21 protein-coding genes and 4 pseudogenes are annotated in these 18,832 nt (G+C 39.2%); 15 read left to right on the top strand and 10 right to left on the bottom strand.

Features of this window, described 5'->3' with window-relative positions; translation table 11 throughout:
• Positions 1–4: 4 nt before the first annotated feature.
• Genes zapD through BTN49_RS04055 form a run of 3 tightly spaced genes read right to left on the bottom strand, consistent with a single transcriptional unit; the run spans position 5 to position 2,226 of the window.
• Complete coding sequence (zapD, locus tag BTN49_RS04045) at positions 5–745, bottom strand: cell division protein ZapD (RefSeq protein ID WP_097356114.1); 741 nt, start codon at positions 743–745, stop codon at positions 5–7.
• On the bottom strand, positions 742–1,356 hold the full coding sequence (gene coaE / locus BTN49_RS04050; protein WP_097356115.1) for a dephospho-CoA kinase: 615 nt from the start codon (positions 1,354–1,356) through the stop codon (positions 742–744). The genes zapD and coaE overlap by 4 nt, the downstream gene beginning before the upstream one ends.
• Positions 1,357–2,226: a prepilin peptidase gene (locus tag BTN49_RS04055; protein WP_097356116.1), complete on the bottom strand. Its 870-nt coding sequence runs from the start codon at positions 2,224–2,226 to the stop codon at positions 1,357–1,359. It lies immediately after the preceding gene.
• 1,276 nt (positions 2,227–3,502) lie between these two features.
• Here BTN49_RS04055 and BTN49_RS04060 point away from each other — a divergent pair.
• From BTN49_RS04060 to BTN49_RS13805, 5 genes and pseudogenes are all read left to right on the top strand, one after another.
• Positions 3,503–4,210, top strand: a complete 708-nt coding sequence (locus BTN49_RS04060; protein WP_097356141.1) for a YggS family pyridoxal phosphate-dependent enzyme — start codon at positions 3,503–3,505, stop codon at positions 4,208–4,210.
• 95 nt (positions 4,211–4,305) lie between these two features.
• Complete coding sequence (proC, locus tag BTN49_RS04065; protein ID WP_097356117.1) at positions 4,306–5,124, top strand: pyrroline-5-carboxylate reductase; 819 nt, start codon at positions 4,306–4,308, stop codon at positions 5,122–5,124.
• 9 nt (positions 5,125–5,133) lie between these two features.
• Positions 5,134–5,703, top strand: a complete 570-nt coding sequence (locus BTN49_RS04070; RefSeq protein WP_097356118.1) for a YggT family protein — start codon at positions 5,134–5,136, stop codon at positions 5,701–5,703.
• Between the two features lie 261 nt (positions 5,704–5,964).
• Positions 5,965–6,347, top strand: a pseudogene (locus BTN49_RS17285) (transposase); the annotation flags it as partial.
• Positions 6,348–6,615: 268 nt separating this feature from the next.
• Positions 6,616–6,756, top strand: coding sequence for a hypothetical protein (locus BTN49_RS13805; protein ID WP_158523605.1), 141 nt, complete (start codon positions 6,616–6,618; stop codon positions 6,754–6,756).
• A 330-nt stretch (positions 6,757–7,086) separates the two neighbouring features.
• Here BTN49_RS13805 and BTN49_RS20305 read toward each other — a convergent pair whose 3' ends face one another.
• Positions 7,087–7,197 (bottom strand): IS1-like element transposase, encoded by a 111-nt coding sequence (locus BTN49_RS20305; protein WP_369073715.1) that lies wholly within the window; start codon positions 7,195–7,197, stop codon positions 7,087–7,089.
• Between the two features lie 1,000 nt (positions 7,198–8,197).
• Between BTN49_RS20305 and BTN49_RS04075 the strand changes: the two genes are divergently transcribed.
• From BTN49_RS04075 to hemW, 6 genes are all read left to right on the top strand, one after another.
• Positions 8,198–8,584: a DUF805 domain-containing protein gene (locus BTN49_RS04075; protein ID WP_097356119.1), complete on the top strand. Its 387-nt coding sequence runs from the start codon at positions 8,198–8,200 to the stop codon at positions 8,582–8,584.
• A 487-nt stretch (positions 8,585–9,071) separates the two neighbouring features.
• Positions 9,072–9,251, top strand: coding sequence for a transposase (locus BTN49_RS04080; protein WP_241896442.1), 180 nt, complete (start codon positions 9,072–9,074; stop codon positions 9,249–9,251).
• Between the two features lie 954 nt (positions 9,252–10,205).
• A complete protein-coding gene (locus BTN49_RS17295) occupies positions 10,206–10,331 on the top strand; it encodes a DUF4426 domain-containing protein (protein WP_150143273.1) in 126 nt (41 codons plus the stop codon).
• Positions 10,332–10,540: 209 nt separating this feature from the next.
• On the top strand, positions 10,541–10,744 hold the full coding sequence (locus BTN49_RS20310) for a Maf family protein (RefSeq protein ID WP_223823785.1): 204 nt from the start codon (positions 10,541–10,543) through the stop codon (positions 10,742–10,744).
• Positions 10,707–10,847, top strand: coding sequence for a hypothetical protein (locus BTN49_RS15020; protein WP_190319261.1), 141 nt, complete (start codon positions 10,707–10,709; stop codon positions 10,845–10,847). Before BTN49_RS20310 ends, BTN49_RS15020 begins: the two co-directional genes overlap by 38 nt.
• An 82-nt stretch (positions 10,848–10,929) precedes the next feature.
• Entirely contained in the window at positions 10,930–12,081 is a 1,152-nt protein-coding gene (gene hemW, locus BTN49_RS04095) for a radical SAM family heme chaperone HemW (protein WP_097356123.1), read from the top strand.
• Positions 12,082–12,337: 256 nt separating this feature from the next.
• On the opposite strand, the gene BTN49_RS04100 is transcribed toward hemW, so the two are convergent.
• A complete protein-coding gene (locus tag BTN49_RS04100) occupies positions 12,338–12,577 on the bottom strand; it encodes a transposase (protein WP_241896440.1) in 240 nt (79 codons plus the stop codon).
• A 312-nt stretch (positions 12,578–12,889) separates the two neighbouring features.
• Here BTN49_RS04100 and pyrF point away from each other — a divergent pair, with 312 nt between their 5' ends.
• Positions 12,890–13,720: an orotidine-5'-phosphate decarboxylase gene (gene pyrF / locus BTN49_RS04105; protein ID WP_097356125.1), complete on the top strand. Its 831-nt coding sequence runs from the start codon at positions 12,890–12,892 to the stop codon at positions 13,718–13,720.
• A gap of 792 nt (positions 13,721–14,512) precedes the next feature.
• Here the strand turns inward: pyrF and BTN49_RS17300 are convergent.
• Both BTN49_RS17300 and BTN49_RS13815 read right to left on the bottom strand, forming a co-directional pair.
• A pseudogene (locus BTN49_RS17300) lies at positions 14,513–15,126 on the bottom strand (IS982 family transposase); the annotation flags it as partial.
• A gap of 503 nt (positions 15,127–15,629) precedes the next feature.
• Positions 15,630–15,776 (bottom strand): hypothetical protein, encoded by a 147-nt coding sequence (locus tag BTN49_RS13815; protein ID WP_158523606.1) that lies wholly within the window; start codon positions 15,774–15,776, stop codon positions 15,630–15,632.
• Between the two features lie 415 nt (positions 15,777–16,191).
• On the opposite strand from BTN49_RS13815, the pseudogene BTN49_RS13820 reads away from it, so the two are divergent.
• The 3 genes and pseudogenes from BTN49_RS13820 to BTN49_RS13825 all read left to right on the top strand — a co-directional run.
• A pseudogene (locus BTN49_RS13820) lies at positions 16,192–16,359 on the top strand (transposase zinc-binding domain-containing protein); the annotation flags it as partial.
• A 105-nt stretch (positions 16,360–16,464) separates the two neighbouring features.
• The gene (locus BTN49_RS20315; RefSeq protein ID WP_223823786.1) at positions 16,465–16,548 is read left to right on the top strand and encodes a hypothetical protein; all 84 of its coding nucleotides are present in this window, start codon (positions 16,465–16,467) and stop codon (positions 16,546–16,548) included.
• A 476-nt stretch (positions 16,549–17,024) separates the two neighbouring features.
• On the top strand, positions 17,025–17,189 hold the full coding sequence (locus BTN49_RS13825) for a hypothetical protein (protein WP_190319259.1): 165 nt from the start codon (positions 17,025–17,027) through the stop codon (positions 17,187–17,189).
• A gap of 664 nt (positions 17,190–17,853) precedes the next feature.
• Here BTN49_RS13825 and BTN49_RS21905 read toward each other — a convergent pair.
• The 3 genes and pseudogenes from BTN49_RS21905 to BTN49_RS04130 all read right to left on the bottom strand — a co-directional run.
• A pseudogene (locus BTN49_RS21905) lies at positions 17,854–18,132 on the bottom strand (transposase); the annotation flags it as partial.
• Complete coding sequence (locus tag BTN49_RS04125; RefSeq protein ID WP_097356129.1) at positions 18,129–18,326, bottom strand: transposase; 198 nt, start codon at positions 18,324–18,326, stop codon at positions 18,129–18,131. The pseudogene BTN49_RS21905 and the gene BTN49_RS04125, both read right to left, overlap by 4 nt.
• Before the next feature lie 17 nt (positions 18,327–18,343).
• The gene (locus BTN49_RS04130) at positions 18,344–18,586 is read right to left on the bottom strand and encodes a hypothetical protein (protein WP_097356130.1); all 243 of its coding nucleotides are present in this window, start codon (positions 18,584–18,586) and stop codon (positions 18,344–18,346) included.
• Between the last annotated feature and the right edge of the window lie 246 nt (positions 18,587–18,832).

An 18,832-nucleotide genomic window follows, 5' to 3' on the forward strand; every position in this document is an offset into this window, starting at 1 on the left:
TTGCTCAGCAAACTGATAGATACAATACCATTGTATCTGCGATAGTTTGTCGGTCGTCGAATGGCATAAATCGAATCGAGAATCGTGATTTATGGCCTGAGACCAATGGAAATACATTATAGTCTGGTGAAATCTGAATACGCAAAAGACTTGCACCTATGACTTCTTTCTGGAAGAATCCGGTGTGAATGGTGAAAGGTTGCATCGTGGCGCTGCCTCGAGTTAAACGTAACCAGAATGAGAGTGCGTGGCTAAGAGGTTTGAGCGATAATTGCCAGGCTAAAGCATCGCTTTGGCGATGCGCAATCGGTAGGTTGTGCCAGTGATGGAGCGCTGGTAAATCGAAGCTACAGGTTCCTCCTGGGATTGAGAAGCGTTGACGAATAGACGATAGAAATCTGTTTTCACGAATTTCTTGGCCTAAACGAGGAGCCTGCAACAAGTCTCGTTGTAACTGACGGCTTTCAGTTAATAATGTGACAAGCTGATCCTTATCGACCTCTGGTACGTTCAACCATGCTTGAAGTTTTGCACGCTGTTTATCGAGATCTTTTGCTAATTCGGTTTTGATTTGAATTTGTTCTAGTATTTCAATAAGGTCGAATAGGCTCTTCAAAAACACATTGGAATAATAACTTTCTGATAGTGAACTGGCATGAGAGATTTGACGGAGCAGGTGTTCAAGGCGCAAGTAAACGCGAACCTGCTCATTTAAGGGGTGTTCATAAAGTGTCTCGCTGGTCATGATGATTCTCGTTGTTTCTCTAATAGCGCAAGATACTTATTGTGTAAGGTTTCAACCCTTGTTCTTAATTCTTGATCGCTATATTCATTTTCAATAACGTCGTTTGCAAAGGATAGGCGCTCGGTTCTTGTTGCCTGCCTAGCGAGGATTTTTTTTACTTGTGTCTCATCTGTGTTATCTCGATGAATGGTACGCGCAATTTGTGTTTCTTTCGATACATCTACTACAAGAACCCGATTACACAAGACTTGAAGTCTATTTTCAATCATCAGGGGTATAACTAGTAAGCAATAAGGTGAAGAGACTTGTTGTATTTGTAAAATCATTTCTTTTTTGATCTGGGGATGGAGTAAAGCATTCAACCAATTTCTGTCCTCTGGGTGAGAGAAAATATGCTTGCGAAGTGCATTACGGTTTAGTTCTCCGTTATCACCAAGGATCTGTATACCAAACTTAGCAACAATTACAGCAAGTCCAATTGAACCTAACTCGACAACTTGTCGGGCGATGATATCTGCATCAATAACAGTGATACCGTGTCTTCCAAACATATTTGAAACGGTAGTTTTCCCGCTGCCAATGCCTCCTGTCAGCCCAATTACAAACACCATTTATATCTCTAAATACAAAGTTAAATACCAAGCAACAATACTATTGTACCAGAGTAAACTTATCCAGCCAGCAATCACGAGATAGGGTCCAAAAGGGAAGGGTATTTCTTTTCCCGTACCTTTAATTAACATCAGTATTACTTCTACAATCACACCTGTGGAGGAAGCGAGAAGGATAACTAAAGTCATAGGCTGCCATCCAAGCCAAGCACCAAGTGCAGCAAGGAGTTTGAAATCACCATAACCCATTCCTTCTTTGCCAGTGAGTAGCTTGAAAAGATGAAAGATACTCCATAGTGAAAGATAACCAGCCATTGCACCAATCAATGCATTTTCAAGAGATACTGGTGATATACCTATAAGTGCCATGAGTAGTCCAGCCCACATTAATGGTAATGTCATTTGATCCGGCAATAACATTGTATCAATATCGATGAAACAAAGAGCAATCAGTACAAAGGAGGCGAAAATAACCGCCAGTGACCAATATGATCCAGGAATAACGTAGGAGACTAAGCCAACAGAAACGGCGGTGAGTAGTTCCACCAATGGATAACGGCTACTTATCTTTATGTGGCAATGGCGACATTTTCCTCTTAGTAACACCCAACTCAATACAGGGATATTATCGATGGCATAGACTTGCTGTTTACATGACGGGCAATGAGAGCGTGGGACACTTAGGTTAAATGGTTTGACTTTCTCCTGCTTGGGTAAATAAGTAGAAGACGCATGGCATTCGATTTGCCAATGTTGTTCAAGAATCTTAGGAACACGATAAATCACGACATTAAGAAAACTACCTACAATCAGACCAAGAAAAGAGATGATTAATACATATAAACTTGGGGAGTCAAATAGCCAATCCATTTTTTCATCCAGTTTTTATTCAATGGGATATAATAGCGAGTTCTGCTACTAGTCTCTATCCACTTTCGTTTGAGCTTATTTAAGTGTTACCGCCGATGTAAAAACGATCTATTTAAAGCAAAATGTTTGTTCGTTTAACAGATAAACTGGTCATGTATTCAATAGATATTTCTTCGTGTAAAATACCTGCTTTTGCATGGTGATCATTACAGCTAGAGTTGCCGTTAAATGTCGTTCTTGCTGATATAAAAAACGGTCAAAAACTAGGGTGTCGTCTGGGATGGAGACCAACGCTATCGTTGCTAGTCATGTCGTCGAACCTTCTAGATTGTATAGACAGACATGGCTTGTCAGTTTCGGATCAAAGTGAAACTTGTTGAACTTGCTATTAACAATGCGGGTATCTGAGACTAATTTCGAGTGCCACACATCAGTATTAATTTGGTTTTAAGGATTTTAACAAACTTATACCCTACTGTGTGACCACATTCCATTCTGATGTACAGGTAGTGGTGTTTATCTGCGAAGTAGATGAGCAATGGGATAATAAAAACAACCTTTGCTAGCTCTGGTCTGCTTGATAATCTCACTTGAATAAAATACTTGCGCACACCTTTGATTATCCATATCACTCTCCGTCAGATGAAATGCATAACCCATAAACCATAAACAGTTACATGATAGAAACCAGTCTTATATTGAACAATGTCCTTTAACACCTTGATGTCAGACCATGGTATAGATTTTTCCGATCATGAAGGGGTTACTGAAATTACCAATGCTGAATGAGCATACCAATGCTCTAATAAAGCGCAGATCTGCGCTTAACTAAAAACCAGCCAGATTTCAGCGTTGTAACAGATTCCTTAGGTCTGCTTTAATGTAAGGCGATGACTATATACACCGTAAGAATTGTCTGGAATATGGCGCTTTGTTTCTACCACTGATAGTGGAGTGAGCATGGTCAAGTGTTTGGGAAATCTGGCATTATCATTTGATTTTTTATGGGCTATGCAAATTTTCAAACCAAAAGAGAATTTGTAGAATGTACTTTAGTCTGGTTGGCTCTCCGAGATGTTGTATCTTTCACCTGACGGAGGGCAATATATTGAATATATGACCGAAGGTCACATAGCTCCTGAATATCGAGCATCCACTCCGATTATAGGAGGCCTAGATCAGAAAGATGTAGATCTGGATCATTATCCTTTACACTAAGAGCCCGTAATTGAGTAATATTCATTAATACATGTCCTTATATAAAATAGAAGCAATCATGTGTAGTATCAAACGAAACCTAAAACAGATCAGCCTACAAATAAACGAAGTTGTGCGGAAATGCGGGAGAAATACCTCTAGCGTACAACTACTTGTGGTGAGCAAAAATCAAAGTGTTGATGCGATCGCTGATGCGGTGCTCGCTGGACATCGTAAGTTCGGCGAAAATTGCGTGCAAGAAGGAACAGAGAAGATCACTCATTTTCGCAAACACCACGTAGATCTAGAATGGCACTTTATCGGCCCTATCCAATCTAATAAAACTCGCCAAATTTCTGAACACTTTGATTGGGTGCATTCTATTGACCGTAGTAAAGTTGCACGCCGATTAAGTGAACAACGGCCAGTTGTTATGCCTCCATTGCAGGTGTTAATCCAAATAAATACTAGCGGTGAGAATTCAAAATCTGGCGCTAAATTTGACGAAGTGAAAGCGCTGGCAGACAATATTGATCAACTGCCGAATATTAGATTGCGTGGTCTTATGTGCATCCCACAACCGGCCACAAATTATAATAATAGACTTGCATCATTTGCACCAATTTCCATACTGTTTAAGGCGATGCAGGCTACGCGTCCTCGATTTGATACCCTGTCAATAGGTATGAGCGATGACATGGACGCAGCCATTGTAGCAGGTAGTACCATGGTACGGATTGGTAGAGCTATTTTCGGTGTGCGGAACTATAATAAGAACAAGGTATAATTGTAACGATTTCCATCACGGGTACCCACAAACCCATATAAGTAATAATAATATCCGTTTTTTGGCATTACAAATGACTAACAGGGAAAAGGCCAATGGAACAACGTACAATTGCCTTTATTGGTGCAGGAAACATGGCATGCTCAATTATTGTGGGTCTTCTCCAATCAGGCTATAAAGCTTCTAGGATCACAGCGGTTAACCGTACGTCGGAAAGAAGTGCCATTTTTCGTGATATCCATGGTATCAATGCCAACGAAAATGTGATGGAGGGTGCTAGGAATGCAGAAGTTGTTGTCCTTGGTGTGAAGCCTCAAAGCATGGAAGATTTACTAGCTTCTATGAAAAATATAGACTGGAGTAGGAAACTGGTGATTTCAATCGCGGCTGGTATTTCAGTTTCACGATTATCCGAAATGGCACAAGCAACACTGAACCTTATTCGCGTAATGCCGAATATGCCAGCGTTAGTTGGTGAAGGGATGAGTGGCCTCTACGCACCAGACTCTGTTTCAAACCAAGATCGTGTGTTCTCAACTCAACTTCTTGAAGCTGTGGGGGAAGTTTGTTGGGTAACTAACGAAGAAGAAATTAATGGTATAATTGCAACTGCAGGCAGTGCACCTGCGTATTTCTTTCTGTTTATGGAAGCCATGCAAATTGAAGCTGAACGTCAGGGTTTTGACAAACACACTGCCAGAATGCTGGTTCAGCAATCCGCGCTTGGTGCGGCGAAAATGGTAGTTGCCAATCCAGATATTGAACTGGCAACCTTGCGGAACCAGGTAACGTCAGAAGGAGGCTCAACCGCTCAAGCTTTGAACGTTTTTAATAAAAACCAACTTTCAGAAACGATCGCAGAAGCCATGCAAGCGGCAGCACGTCGGGCGGAAGAAATGGAATCACTATTTTAGGGCTACCTTATGAACTCAATGTATTTCCTCATCTCAACACTGTTAGACCTATATATCGTAATAGTTTTGTTTCGAGTCTGGCTGCAATGGTCTCATGCAGATTTTTACAACCCATTTAGCCAATTTGTAGTGAAAATAACTCAACCTGTTGTTACCCCACTGCGCCGTATCATCCCATCAATTGGTGGTTTCGATCTAGCTAGCGTACTGTTTGTCTACGTATTGTGTATCGGACAATCTTTCGTGCTACAGATGATTATGTTAAGTGCGATCCTTCCGTTTAATGAAAGCTATCTGTTGATTGGTTTGATTACGATGGTCAAAACAGCAGGAAAATTGCTATTCTGGGTATTAATTATACGTTCCCTCCTCAGTTGGGTAAACCAAGGGCGCCACCCGATTCAAATCGTGATAATCCAACTGACCGAGCCCCTCGTTGCACCAATTCGCCGAAGATTACCATCATTAGGTGGACTGGATTTGAGCATATTGGTTCCAATCATTATGCTTCAGTTCTTGAACTATTTTATTGGAGATTTGCTAACCCCATATTTTGCCCATCTGTGGTTCGGATTGTAAATAATAATGTTGCAAGCAATCACCCTGCTACGATTGAGAAACCCTGCTATAAAAGGATCACAATGATTATATCTTTAGTTCTTAATACCCACACTAGGCGTTATTTCCCAAATATATGAACTAATCTCAATTCCTACGATCAGATTATCATGGAATTAAGCGGAAGGTGATGATGGAAAAGGACAAGGAAAAGATCAGCAACTATAAACAATATAAACAACCTCAGATCTGCATAAGCAATTGCTTATGCAGATCTAAGGTTGCATTAGTAAGCATTTGAGGACTATGGAAGTCAAGTATTGTTTGCCGAGTCGAGGAGCTGTCACCCACATTGTTATTGAGGGCAGAGGCCTACAGGTATACGGAGACTGCAAATAAAAAACGCGTAAATACAGTAAGGAAAAGCGGTTTATTTGGTGCAAACTGCATCTTGCAGTTGATGCGTCTACTCATGAGGTTATCGCCACCGAAGTTGGCCTAGTGTTGGTGGGTAACAATGAAGTTTTACTTTCATCGCTTAACCCATTACGATAGAAGATACAGCAAGTCAGTGCTGATAGAGATTATGACACAAAATCATGTTATTACGTACTTAAAAACAAAAGAATAACGCCACTATTCCACCTCGAAAAAATGCGAGTTACGGGGAAGAAGGAGGTTATATATTCAATAAGTTGAATGATTCGTTGGTATGATAGGTAACCAAGTTCTCGACTACTGCAGATGTCATGTGTATTAAAAAGGATTTATAATTCATGAAAGAATTTATTTTCTATACGGAAATCAACTTATTGAACACACTACCAAAAGGGACATCCTAGAAATAACGCGATAAAGGCATTGAAAGATGACAAATTGGTGAAGTGTAAATAGTATTTTGGTTATCACAAACGCTCATTAATTGAAATAGCAATGTATCGCTATAATCAGTTACTCAGTCCTAAACTCACTCTTCTTTATTACAAGGTTCAGGTTGGTGGAGTATTGGCAAATGTGAAAGCAAGGAACCAAGTCATAAGGCTTTATATTCCTGTTTGCCAGCAGACAAATTGAGACTGTAAAGAAGATTGGGATTAGTGTGTCATAGGCTTAATGTAATTAACAACGCCGCATTTGCCAACCCTGTATTGATTCTTGGAGAGAATACCGTACACATTGAAACCGTCTGTGCCCAAAAAGGCAACTATGAATATAGACAACAGATTGAAAAATAAATTGAATGCTTTTTTCTACGATAATCAAATGCGTGAGCAATGATTTTTCTTAATAGAGGCTCCCAAGCAAACTAGAGTAAATGCTGGGTATTTCTATTACCCACGAAAGACCATTGCGCATCGACTTCGCAGATAAGCACTAATTCCTGTACATCAATAGGTAATGTAGTTACACAGAGGGGTGTAAGTTTTTTAAAAGCCTGACAGTTTCATTAATGCTGATGTGTAGCACTCGAGAGGAGTCGCGGATATCAGTACTGTTCATAGCAAGTTCAACAATTTGCTATTTTATCTCTGCCTGACAAGCCGTGTATAGCCGTGTATGTATATTTTAAGCTAGGAAGGCTAGGTAACATGTTTAGTAATCATAGCATTGGTGACCATCCCAGCCAATACTATGCTTTTAAATCATTTCTGTGTGCTGGCAAAAACGACATCTAACTTCAGCGGTAGCTATAATGATTACCATCTAAAAGTAAACATCCTACATGAAGAAGAACCTATTGAATACATGATCATTTTTTAGTTATAACGTATAAGTAATGAGTTTAGGAATCAGGTTAACCATAAAGATCACCTTCCTTTGGTGCTGAAAGTTCTCGATTTAGGATATATTCTTTAGTTGATTAAAGACTATATCGATGATAAATCGTCTTTTAAATATAAAACGATTCCAAAGCCTCATCATTTTGATCATGTATTCATTTGTAGGTATATGGAGCTCTATTAAACAGGGATGATCCGGATCATGATGTCAGAAAATTCGCCATCCTGAAGGGCATAAGTGTGCTAATTTTAGCGTTGAATCCTCGTGAAATATACTGATTATTCCCATGAGAATTTAATGCAAACTGAACGCACCGATGACCTTTAAAAGCGAGCATCTCTAAGTGTTTTTTGTCTATATATGAACAATCCAACAAAATCATTGACACACAGGAGCTGTATGATACGACTACTATCGAGCGCTAAGATGTCCTCCCTATTGGCAAATAAAAACGATACGGAGTTAGTGTAATGTATTATTAGATATGCTCGGCATCATTGTGTGTACTCCGCTATAGGTAAAGATAGGTAAAAGAACAAAAATGCAGATGAATAACAAAATTGTAACATCACAGTATCGGATAGGCGACAATACTGCTAACAATCATACGACATTAAAATTAGGAAAAGTCTACGAGGTTCGGCCGAAATATAGTATGGCCTTTCACAAATCCACTAGTGTCCATCTCAATTACAATTATACAGATACACAAAGCCACTCTTAGGAGAGATAAATGAACTGGTATATCGGAGTACTCAAGCAGTACGCTGTGTTTAAAGGTCGTGTTCGTCGAAAAGAATATTGGATGTTTATTATGTTTAATATGCTTTTTTCTACGATTTTATCTCAACTAGATAAGATCATAGGAACATATCATCCAGAATTGGGCTTTGGTACTCTGAGTGTCATCTATGGGATAGCAGTGTTTCTGCCCACATTGTCGGTGACGGTTCGTCGACTACATGACTATGACTATGTTGGATGGTGGGCATTGCTGGGCCTCGTTCCATTTGGTGTGATCCTTTTGTTGATCTTGCATGCACGTGAAGGAACGAAAGGTGACAACCGTTTTGGATCAGATCCAAAACGGTATAAAAACGAGAGTACGATGAGTATATGATTTTCATATGATTATGTAATATAATCTGAGTGGCGCATAAGAAATGAACCAAATATCCAATCGGTAATCTGGTCGTTTAAATTAAATCATCAGTTGAAAAGGGACTTTTATATGAATAACCTAGCTGTTGTTTTTAACAATATCGATGATTTTATCAGGTTTCCATCCTACTTGGGAAAACACCGGATTTAAGGTTCCACAACAAGCAATAAACCTTTTTCCTTTCAAGCAGTGAACTCATGACAATTATTGTATCTTTTCATTAATTATCAATTTGATTTTCATAATTCTAGAATGGATTACGCGCAATTTATCTGCCGTCACTTAACAGGTAAATGCCCTGACTTGGTTCGCTATACACAGATCTTTAAATTGATGCAAGGAACTTTGTTTCCCCATTTATTCTTATCTGACTCACCGTGAAGCAAAACCTATTGGCATCAGGTTTGTTGATTCAACTAAGCTACAGATATGTCACAATTTACATATTCTATGGCATGGCTTGTTTGAGAAGGTGGCTGAACAAGGTAAGGGGACGATGAGAGGATTCTATGGCTTTAAACTTCACCTTATCATCAATGACCAAGGAGGTATCATTTCGATAAAGGTAACAACAGCCAATGTTGATGACAGAAAATCCGTGCCCGAGATGGCCGATAATCTCTAGAGATCACTATTATAGTGATAAAGGCTATATCTCTGGTTCCCTTAAAAAACTTGCCGAAAAATAGGTTAATTTCATCCCTAATACAGGGAAGCTTTTGAAACTAAAGATGATGAAGCTTTGTGAGCATCTTTAGTACAATTAAAAAATATCTCCAAAATCGAGCATTTTCGTCACCGTAGTTTTATCAGCTTTATGGCCAACTTGCTGGCGGGATTCATCGCGTATTCATTTCCACCAAAGAATCCAAGCATCAAGATAACTCGGCTTGATAAGCAAGTGCTTATGCAGATCTGAGGTTAATCAGAATTCCGCATAAAGATTTTGGCATGAATAATTTAAATTATGTTTCGATTGATATCGATGGTCATGCATTCAACAGTTTGTTCTTTGTGTAGAATACCTCTTTTTGCATGGTGGACACCAATGCTATTGTTATCACGCATGTTGCAGAACTTTCCAGCTTGAAATAGATAGACACGGCTTGTCAGGCTTTTAAAAAACTTACACTCCGCTATGTAACTACGTTCCTTCTTGATGTACATGGAGTGGTTCTTATCTGTGAAGTAGATGAATAATGGTCTTTTGTGGATAAAAAAGATAGTTAGCACTGTCTTTAGCATGCTTGGGAGTCTCTATTGAAGAAAGTCATTGCTTATGTATTCGGTTGTTGTGGAAGAAAAATATCCAATCTACGTTTCAATCTGTATGATATCTTCCACAAAAATAAATACATTATTGGCAAGCTCCATACGTAACGTATTAAGAGGGAAAATCTAATTCTCCGTACCCGCTTAAAACGATGTAATTAGAAAACGATTAGATACTCAAAATTAATGGAAATGTATGATAAAATGATCGGTGTATTCATTGGCGTAAGTATTACCTTTAGATAATAATCAACTTATTGAATACATGGATCGTTGCTTTGGTATAAAAACTCTATAGTTTTTTGAAGTGTCCGGAAGCCATTCTATTTATTACTTTGCCGAAGTTACGCTCACCAACGAAAAAAAATACAGCTCTTATATTGATGTTAAAGCTAAAAGTGACTCTGCATTAGAACTGATATTTCAGCAGTAATTCTATGTGAATCGATTTTAGTTATTACCACTCACCTCTTAAAGGAAGAGGGTGGATGAAATAAAGTCCCATTCTAGTAGAGTGGTATTAAAAACTTGGGTTTGCTAAAATCACCTCAAGATTCAGGTTTTGCTGCAGGTACTGGATGCTTTTTCATAAATCACCCAACAGTAGATAAACAGGAGAAACAACGCCATTTAGGATTAGAATTGGACTACATGAAGGGTACACCTAGCATAGACATCATCCGTTATGACTGTGAAGAGAAAAGATACCAAGAAAACCTTGATCAATTGATCAAATTTATGGAGTCTGCCACAGACGATAAATTTAACGTACGATTTTACTGCGTATTGGATTTCATGTGCTTCAGCAATGACCCCACCCCAGTGGGATATCACAGGTCTCTTTAAGAGAAGCATTACCCGTGGAGATTCCGGTTCACACGGCTTCGGTTATAGTCGAGGTTTTTGGGTTAAAGAGCAGCATTGTCTGCTTATGCCAGCATTACACTAGCAGTCAACAACGAGTATCTTAACGTGGTATCAAATTGAAGAAGTTGTTCACCATGCTTGCCCATAAGATGAAGTAAATCGCTATGACTATTCAAATCCCCTTGAGTCTATATGTACACATCCCTTGGTGTGTACAGAAATGTCCATATTGCGATTTTAACTCTCATACTCTAAAAGGCAAAGTACCAGAGCACGACTACATCGACTTTTTGTTGGATGATTTGCGTAAAGATCTGGCACGCTTTAAAGGGGTAAATGAACGTCATCTCCATTCCATCTTTATTGGTGGTGGCACGCCGAGCTTGATTTCTCCTGAGGAGATTTTCCGACTGCTGAAAGGAATAGAAGCAGAAATTTTGTTTAAAGACAGCATTGAAATAACCATGGAGGCCAACCCGAGCACCTTCGAAATAAATAAATTTATTGCTTATCGCAAGATAGGGGTAAACCGTATTTCGATTGGTGTACAGAGTTTTAACGATCAACAGCTCAAACGTCTTGGTCGCCTTCATGACTCGACAGAAGCAAAACGCGCAGCCATATTAGCGCATCAGGCAGGATTAAATAGCTTCAATTTAGATTTGATGCACGGTTTGCCTGATCAAACCCTTGAGGGGGCACTGAACGATATCCAGCAAGCTATTAAGCTAAACCCACCTCACCTTTCTTGGTATCAGCTCACCATAGAACCGAACACACAGTATTACTACAAACCTCCTATATTACCAGATGATAATGATTTATGGAACTTTTCTGAACAAGGACACCAGTTATTAAGCGCGTCTGGTTACGTGCAGTATGAGACCTCAGGTTACAGAAAACTCGGTTTTGAGTGTCAGCATAACCTTAATTACTGGCATTTTGGCGACTACCTAGGTATAGGCTGTGGTGCGCATGGCAAAATCACCTCCGAAGACCTAGTCGTATGTCGAACCGTAAAAGTGAAGCACCCACGCGAATATCTTAAACCTGAGAAAATATACCTCAGTGAATTGTATATAGTGGAGGGTCATGAACTACCTCTTGAATTCTTCATGAATAGATTTCGATTGATCGAACCTTGTCCCAAAGACGATTTTTTTAATTTTACAGGATTACCGTTAGATGTGGTTAGAGTGTCTATCAATAACGCCATCCAACAAGGACTTCTAACCGAGTCAGAAAATTACTGGCAAGTCACAAAAAGAGGGCGTCTGTTCTTAAACGACTTAGTGTCACTCTTCATCAACGAGTAGAGCTTTCTCTCATGTTGCAGGTAACATAACTAACGGGTCATTTTCTCGCTTATTCGACGGGATTGAACGGGTCGCTCACACCTGTTTTAACAAGAAAAACCATCGCTACGAGTAGCAATATTTGATGATTCATTTAATAAATTACATAAACTCATCGGAAATGAGTCTGTAGGTCATGTATTCAATAAGTAATTTTAGATCTGCATAAGCGTTTGCTTATCAGGCCACGTTTATCTTGATACTCGGTTTCTTTAGTTTAAATGAATACGCGAGGAGCCCCGCCAGCAAATTGCCCATAAAGCTGATACAACAACGATACCGAGAATGCTTGATTTGGGATATGTTTTTTTATACCCGTTATCAGTGTCACTCTCGTGTCTGCGAATTCCAGCCCTAATGGGTTAGAGATATAACCTTTATCTCCGTATAAACACTTCAAAAGTTCATCAGCTATTTCCGGCAGAGGCTTCCTATGATCCACGTTCTCCGTCGTCACTTTGACTGGGATAATGCCACCTTGGACATTGATAATAAGGTATAATTTTAAGTTGTAGAATTAGCCTACCGTTCTTTTCCTCTCTTCAAGGTACTTTTGAAAACCCGATATATGAGAATGTGCAGCTTAGGTGGACTAACTGCCAAGAAAAATTGAATATTTTGTACGAATAAAAACATATTGAATATATGACCGTAGAAAAAGATACCAAATTGCAACCATTTCAGAAGTGTTCCAAGACAAGTATCAAGTACTGGATGGGATGATAACAAAAGGCGAACTATTAAACCTAGCATTGGACAATGATTAAACATGAAATTTAACGAAAAGCTTTCAAATCGCATCAATCTGCAAAAGTCCTTCCTTTGCATCGGTCTAGATCCGGAAGACGTGCTACTGAGTAAGTACGGTTTTAGCGATGATATATTTACCTACAACAAAAGTATTATTGATGCTACCCATCATTATGCTACCGCTTTCAAACCTCAGTTTGCTCACTATGCTGCCGTTGCCAAAGAAGATCAACTTAACGAAACCATCGAATATATTAGGTCCCAGTATTCCAGTATTCCGGTGATCCTCGATTCAAAGCGAGGTGATATTGGCTCTACTGCTAGTAAATATGCCAAAGAATCCTACGAGCGATTCAACGTTGATGCTGTCACGCTCAACCCTTATATGGGGTTGGATACATTAATTCCTTACTACGATTACAAAGATAGAGGTTGCATTATTTTAGTTAAAACATCTAACCCAGGTTCTAAAGACTTTCAAGACTTAGTACTCGCCAGTGGAGAAAAACTTTATCAGTTTATTGCCAAAGCAGTGTTAACTTCTTTTGGCGAGGAACAAACCTTGTTTGTAGTCGGTGCGACCTGCTCGGATGAACTGGCAGGACTAAGAGAAGTTCACAAACAAACAACCTTCTTAGTCCCTGGGTTAGGTGCCCAAGGAGGCGATTTAGATGGCGTGATTAAATCAGGGATGACTAGCAATGGAGAAGGGTTACTGCTCAACGTATCACGTGGTATCACTAACTCCGCATCTGCAGAAGACTTTGCCACCTACCTAAAACAGGTGGAAATAAATGCCAAGATCTGGTATGAAAGTATGAAAAATTTAAGAGAGAAATATTATGAATAATAGGTTCTGGAAGCACCAGTTATCTTTTGACTCTGTTGTGAACTTATAGCCAATATGATTTCTATAGGGAATACTTCTACCAAACGGTAATAGGGCATATCAGGTGTACCAGAACAGGCTGCCTACAATTGAGATTGGGACACCTAAGAGGGGGATCTCTTAGCAGAGATACGAGATGACCGTACAGGAGTATTCCAGTAATTTATGGATAGGAAAGTTCTTTCTGGGTTGAGACGAATTAATGTTCAATGAGTTATCGTGCTAGCTGTCAATCCTTGTGGGGCGCGTAGGCGATAACTTCGGAGAAGAAATACTTCTAACCTTATGATACTACAACTTTTGCTCAAGTTGGTAAAACGATGGAAAAGGTGAAAGTGAAGAATGAAGTTATAAGACTCGGTATGCCTGTTCGCTAGCAGATAAATTAAAACTGTAAAAAAGATTAGGATCAGTGCGTTGTAGGCCTGATTTAATCAACAACGCTTAAGTCTAGGGTTATTATCATGTCTGGAGTGCATAAATCATTACTTCAGTACTATTTCTACCTAGCGGGAAATTAGCACTGGTCGAAGGAAATACTCTAATTCTTGATAGTTAGCGCCGTGAGCCACTACTTGTTTCCCATTTTAACGAGTGGTAAGGATCGTTTACTGGCAGAGAAAGTGCTACGAACTTTTTATTTTTAAAAAATGAAAAGAAACAGCAATTAATACTAGAGTCATTGAAGCTACTCACTTTAAAAGTGCTTATCAACCACTTTTGACTTGGCAACGTGTTATTTCCTAAATAACCTCAGATCTGTATAAGCGCTTGCTTATAAAACCTCGTCATCTTGATGCTTGGCTTTTTTGGCTGAAATGAATAAGCGATGAACCCTGCCTGCAAGTTGACCATAAAGCTGATATAATTACGGTGCCGAGAATACTTGATTTGGGATATGTTTTTTAGTTGGTTAAAAACGGTGTTGATAATAAATTGTTTCCGGAGCATCAGGCGCTCCTAAGGTTTCATCACTTTAGATTTTATATTCTTTTTTACACTCATGATTAGTATCACTCCCTTGTCTGCAAGTTCCCGCCACAATGGATTAGAGATATAATCTTTATCTCGAAATACTCGCAAAGCTCATCAGCCATTTCCAACACAGGCTTTCTATAATCCTTGTTAGCCGTCGTCACTTTGACTGAGATAATGCCACCTTGATCATTGATAATGAGGTGTAATTTTAAGTCGTAGAACCACCCCATCGTTTCTTTTCCTTGCTTCGAGGTACCTTGAACAACTTTATGTCTGAGAATGCGTAGGTTGTGACAAACCTGTAGCTTGTATGAATCAATGAAGGCCATCTCTGTCAGCCTTGCCTGACGGTAACTGAGGTAAGAGCAAAGTGTAATAAAAACACCTTGGAATTATGGTCAAATCTGGAGTACAGCTTCCAGAGCAATATCCTGATGATTGACATTTGTTTTATTAATTTCATCTCTGAATTTGATGCCTTTAATTATATCCGAGAGTAACTTAAGATCTCGCAGACTACGCCAGTTAACCTTAGAGTTTCACATCAGTTTGCAGGCCATTGCCAGTGTCGTTTTTCGGCTTCCATAATTCCTAGTTTTGTTCGTTCTTAGCCTCACCGTTGCAAACGTTGATTTAATGGGGTTTGTCATTCAAATATGTGTTCAGTGCTAGGTGGGGAAATCATAAAATGCCAGCATTTCCACTGTGTCTTTGGTCAGGAACTCCGCTGCTTTTGGATATTTAGCACCATATCGTGTTTCGAACTGTCCGAAGGCTTTCTGTACCCATCGACAACGGCTAGCATTTCCTTTTAATCGGCATCATCGACACCGATATCAACAAGCAGGTAAATCTTGTCATCCATCTGAACTTTGCAGTAAATACCATCGGCCTAAATGTAGACATACCGCCGTTTACTTAGGTCGTGCTTACGCCACTGGTCGTATTCTGCTTCCCACTGCTGCTTGAGTCGAGAAACACTGTTTACTGACAACCCCTTGGTTTGCTTACCTAAGAGCGATTTTAGGTCTGGCTGCATATCGCCAGTAGAAGATCCTTCGCAGATAGAGCCAAGGGATAAGCTCGTCTATGTTTTTGGTTTTCTTGAGATAGGGCGGAACCAGTGTGTTGTTGAATTTGATCTCTCTCCTTGTTTTTTACCTAGAAATTTCCTCCTAGAAACTATATGTTTGGGGCTTAAAGCATGTCCCTTTCTGTGATATATTTAGCACGATTGAACAGATAAAAAGCATGAATGAATTTCACAGGTATCAAATCTAAGGTGCTTCGCTTTAAACGTATTTTCACTACGAATTGGGGCATATTCGTATCCAGTTATTTCCGCTATGACACCGATTAGTATTCAAAAATCACTAAGATAATGAAATATGGAATCTCAGAAAATGGCTTTGCTACTTACCCATGCTTGAGTTGAGGGTCAAGGGCAACATAAAGTTAACTTTAGTTGTAAGGGGAAAGCTTGTCCGCAATGTGGAAAGCGTTATGCACGGGAGAGTATGGTCAAAACAGGTATCCGCCTGTTTCGTAGAGTGAGCTATCGGCCAGTTATCTTAACATTGCCTGAGCAACTTCGTATTCCTTTCTATAATCACTCCAATTAGAAGCATTTGTATGCTGGGTTTATGGTCTTGGCGGAAGCTTGCTTATCAGAGTTAATTCAGGCGCATTTTAAGACCGATGCATGTTAAATTGTCGTCATTGTTTTCATCCATACCTATAGTGGTAATGGTAACTACAATCCGCATTTACATGTGATACTGGCTGAAGGTGCATTCTTTCCTTCAAATTAGGATTGGAAAGGGTTTCAGTATTTATCGTTATCTCAGCTACGATTACTTTGGTAAAAACACTTACTGAAGTTAATGGAGATTGGGTTTCCGGCGCGTCAATATGTGATAAGAACCTTATGGTCTCATTATCCAGATGGTTTCTATGCCCATCCTAGTAATGGTCATAAAAATAAAGTCCTAAGCAAAAGCTACTGAGGGTTAATACGATATCTAACCAACTATTTGTCATCCCCGCCGATAGGCTTATCTAGGATAGTTGGGTATCACGGTCATTAAATTAGGTATTACTACCAATTACATAAAACGAAGTTAAAAACGTATTAGACAGTGGATGCTCAGGTATTTATTGGCAGGCTGGTTCAGCACATTCTTCCTAAATAATTTTAACGAGTGAGATATTATAGCCTTCAAGTGATAGCAATCTTTAAGAAGTGGTGTGAAGTAATAGCGAGGCAGTAGGAGATTTGCTGGATGCAATGATGAGCTACACCAAACGTATCAACTATGTAGAACTTTTCGAAGAGGTAGAAGGTTATAATTCCTTAAAATATGTGTTTTTTGGGAGAGATATGGAGTTGGTTTTGCTCTCCCACCCAAAGCATGGTGTATTCTTTGATTTATTTTCTTCCGATAGTGGTTAATTGATATGGTTTTTATTCCGCTTTTTGCAGAATCTGACTGTTTTAGAATTATGAAAAATACTATTTGGCGAAGACTTAATTTTCAATATTAATTGGGCCAGATAGATAATGTTTGCGCGCGATATAATGTGACGCACAACGGCATTGATACCACGGGTTTTGGTTTAGGTGTTTGGTATACGAAAATATCCTCCCTGCGAAGCAGTTGTAATTCACTATAGCAACAAAACGAAAGAATGATTTGTATTAAAAATTCTTGACGTGATAGACGTCAATAGGCCACATTTCGATGTGGAATATAAAGACGTCATCCTAACATTCATGGCTATAAAACGCGTGGCCATCAGAAGTGGAAATACGATTAATTTTATGGCAAGCATTGCTGTCTCTGATAAAGAGCGTTTGTGATAATTCTTGTACCATTTTCACTCCTGGCAGTTTGTTCTATTTTAACACCTTTGCAGATTTATTTCTAGGATATTCCTCTTCGATCTTGTGTTTAATAAGTTTATTTACGTATAAAAATGAATTCTTGTTATGGATTACAAATTCTTGTTAATACACATGACATCTGCAGTAGTCGACAACTTGGTTGCCTGTCATATCAAAGAATCATTCAACTTATTGAATATATAACCTCCCTCTTTCCCGTAACTCGTTTTTTTTGAGGTGGAATAGTGGGCGTTATTCCTTTGTTTTTCAGTACGTGGTGACATGTTCTTGCGTCATAGGCTCCATAAGCACTGACTTGCTGTATCTTTCGTCGTAATGGGTTAAGCAATATTGGTAAAATCTTATTATCATCTACAAAATTAGGTTAACTTCTGCAGCAATAAACCTCATGAGTAAACACATCAACGGCAAGATGAGGTTTGTGCTAAATACACCTCTTATCCTTGCTGTGTTTACGCGTTTTCCATTTATCTTCATCGTATACCTTCACAGGCTTGTGGTATCAATAACTATGTGTGCAATAGCTCCTAGATTCGGCAAATGGTACTTGATTTTTACGGTCCTCGAAGGCCTACTAATACAGGTATATGTAGGGGATGTAAGCGGGACAGTCATCAACGTAAAAACTGAATTTAGAAAGTCTTTTAATCCACTAACTGGGAACTTGAAAATATCTTTCACCATCAGTGCTGTTTTATATTTTAAACCTTTAGGATCTTGACAGTAATGGCGTAGAGCCTAGTTTGTAGGTACCTCTTAGGTAAATGGACATTGCGAACCACTCTCATCCTTTCGTTAGTTTGAAGTGATTTAAAATTATCGAGTAAGGATTGAATCTCGGCTTCTATAGCTTGAGCCAACAACTGCTGTGCGCCTTGTTTCAGCAGTTCATTAAGCGGGTTTTCTAGTTTATGAAGCTTGGTAACGTTATGATTATTGTCCATACGGTAGTTATGTATCTGACGAGATCAATCAATAGGTCACACCTCATTATTTTCTATCCATATATCAGAAATCACTATAGTTCGAAATGTTTAGGGTTTAAGCAACCTCCGTTATTATTTTAAATAAAAGGTAGTAATAGCTTGATTGGGAAGTGTCGCACTTCAGACTTGAACTTCAACTTCACCCAACGTACACTCCTCCAGTCAGCTGACTGGAGGAGTGTACGTTGGGTGAAGTTGAAGTTC

It is taken from the genome of Candidatus Enterovibrio escicola (assembly GCF_002464935.1).
In the GTDB taxonomy this organism is placed as follows: domain Bacteria; phylum Pseudomonadota; class Gammaproteobacteria; order Enterobacterales; family Vibrionaceae; genus Enterovibrio; species Enterovibrio escicola.

Bases quoted from the DNA above. Each gene is read 5' to 3' on its own strand.
- zapD (WP_097356114.1), bottom strand. From the start codon at position 745: ATGACCAGCGAGACACTTTATGAACACCCCTTAAATGAGCAGGTTCGC.
- coaE (WP_097356115.1), bottom strand. From the start codon at position 1,356: ATGGTGTTTGTAATTGGGCTGACAGGAGGCATTGGCAGCGGGAAAACT.
- BTN49_RS04055 (WP_097356116.1), bottom strand. From the start codon at position 2,226: ATGGATTGGCTATTTGACTCCCCAAGTTTATATGTATTAATCATCTCT.
- BTN49_RS04060 (WP_097356141.1), top strand. From the start codon at position 3,503: ATGTGTAGTATCAAACGAAACCTAAAACAGATCAGCCTACAAATAAAC.
- proC (WP_097356117.1), top strand. From the start codon at position 4,306: ATGGAACAACGTACAATTGCCTTTATTGGTGCAGGAAACATGGCATGC.
- BTN49_RS04070 (WP_097356118.1), top strand. From the start codon at position 5,134: ATGAACTCAATGTATTTCCTCATCTCAACACTGTTAGACCTATATATC.
- BTN49_RS13805 (WP_158523605.1), top strand. From the start codon at position 6,616: ATGTATCGCTATAATCAGTTACTCAGTCCTAAACTCACTCTTCTTTAT.
- BTN49_RS04075 (WP_097356119.1), top strand. From the start codon at position 8,198: ATGAACTGGTATATCGGAGTACTCAAGCAGTACGCTGTGTTTAAAGGT.
- BTN49_RS15020 (WP_190319261.1), top strand. From the start codon at position 10,707: ATGACCCCACCCCAGTGGGATATCACAGGTCTCTTTAAGAGAAGCATT.
- hemW (WP_097356123.1), top strand. From the start codon at position 10,930: ATGACTATTCAAATCCCCTTGAGTCTATATGTACACATCCCTTGGTGT.
- pyrF (WP_097356125.1), top strand. From the start codon at position 12,890: ATGAAATTTAACGAAAAGCTTTCAAATCGCATCAATCTGCAAAAGTCC.
- BTN49_RS13815 (WP_158523606.1), bottom strand. From the start codon at position 15,776: ATGCAGCCAGACCTAAAATCGCTCTTAGGTAAGCAAACCAAGGGGTTG.
- BTN49_RS13825 (WP_190319259.1), top strand. From the start codon at position 17,025: ATGATGAGCTACACCAAACGTATCAACTATGTAGAACTTTTCGAAGAG.
- BTN49_RS04125 (WP_097356129.1), bottom strand. From the start codon at position 18,326: ATGGTGAAAGATATTTTCAAGTTCCCAGTTAGTGGATTAAAAGACTTT.
- BTN49_RS04130 (WP_097356130.1), bottom strand. From the start codon at position 18,586: ATGGACAATAATCATAACGTTACCAAGCTTCATAAACTAGAAAACCCG.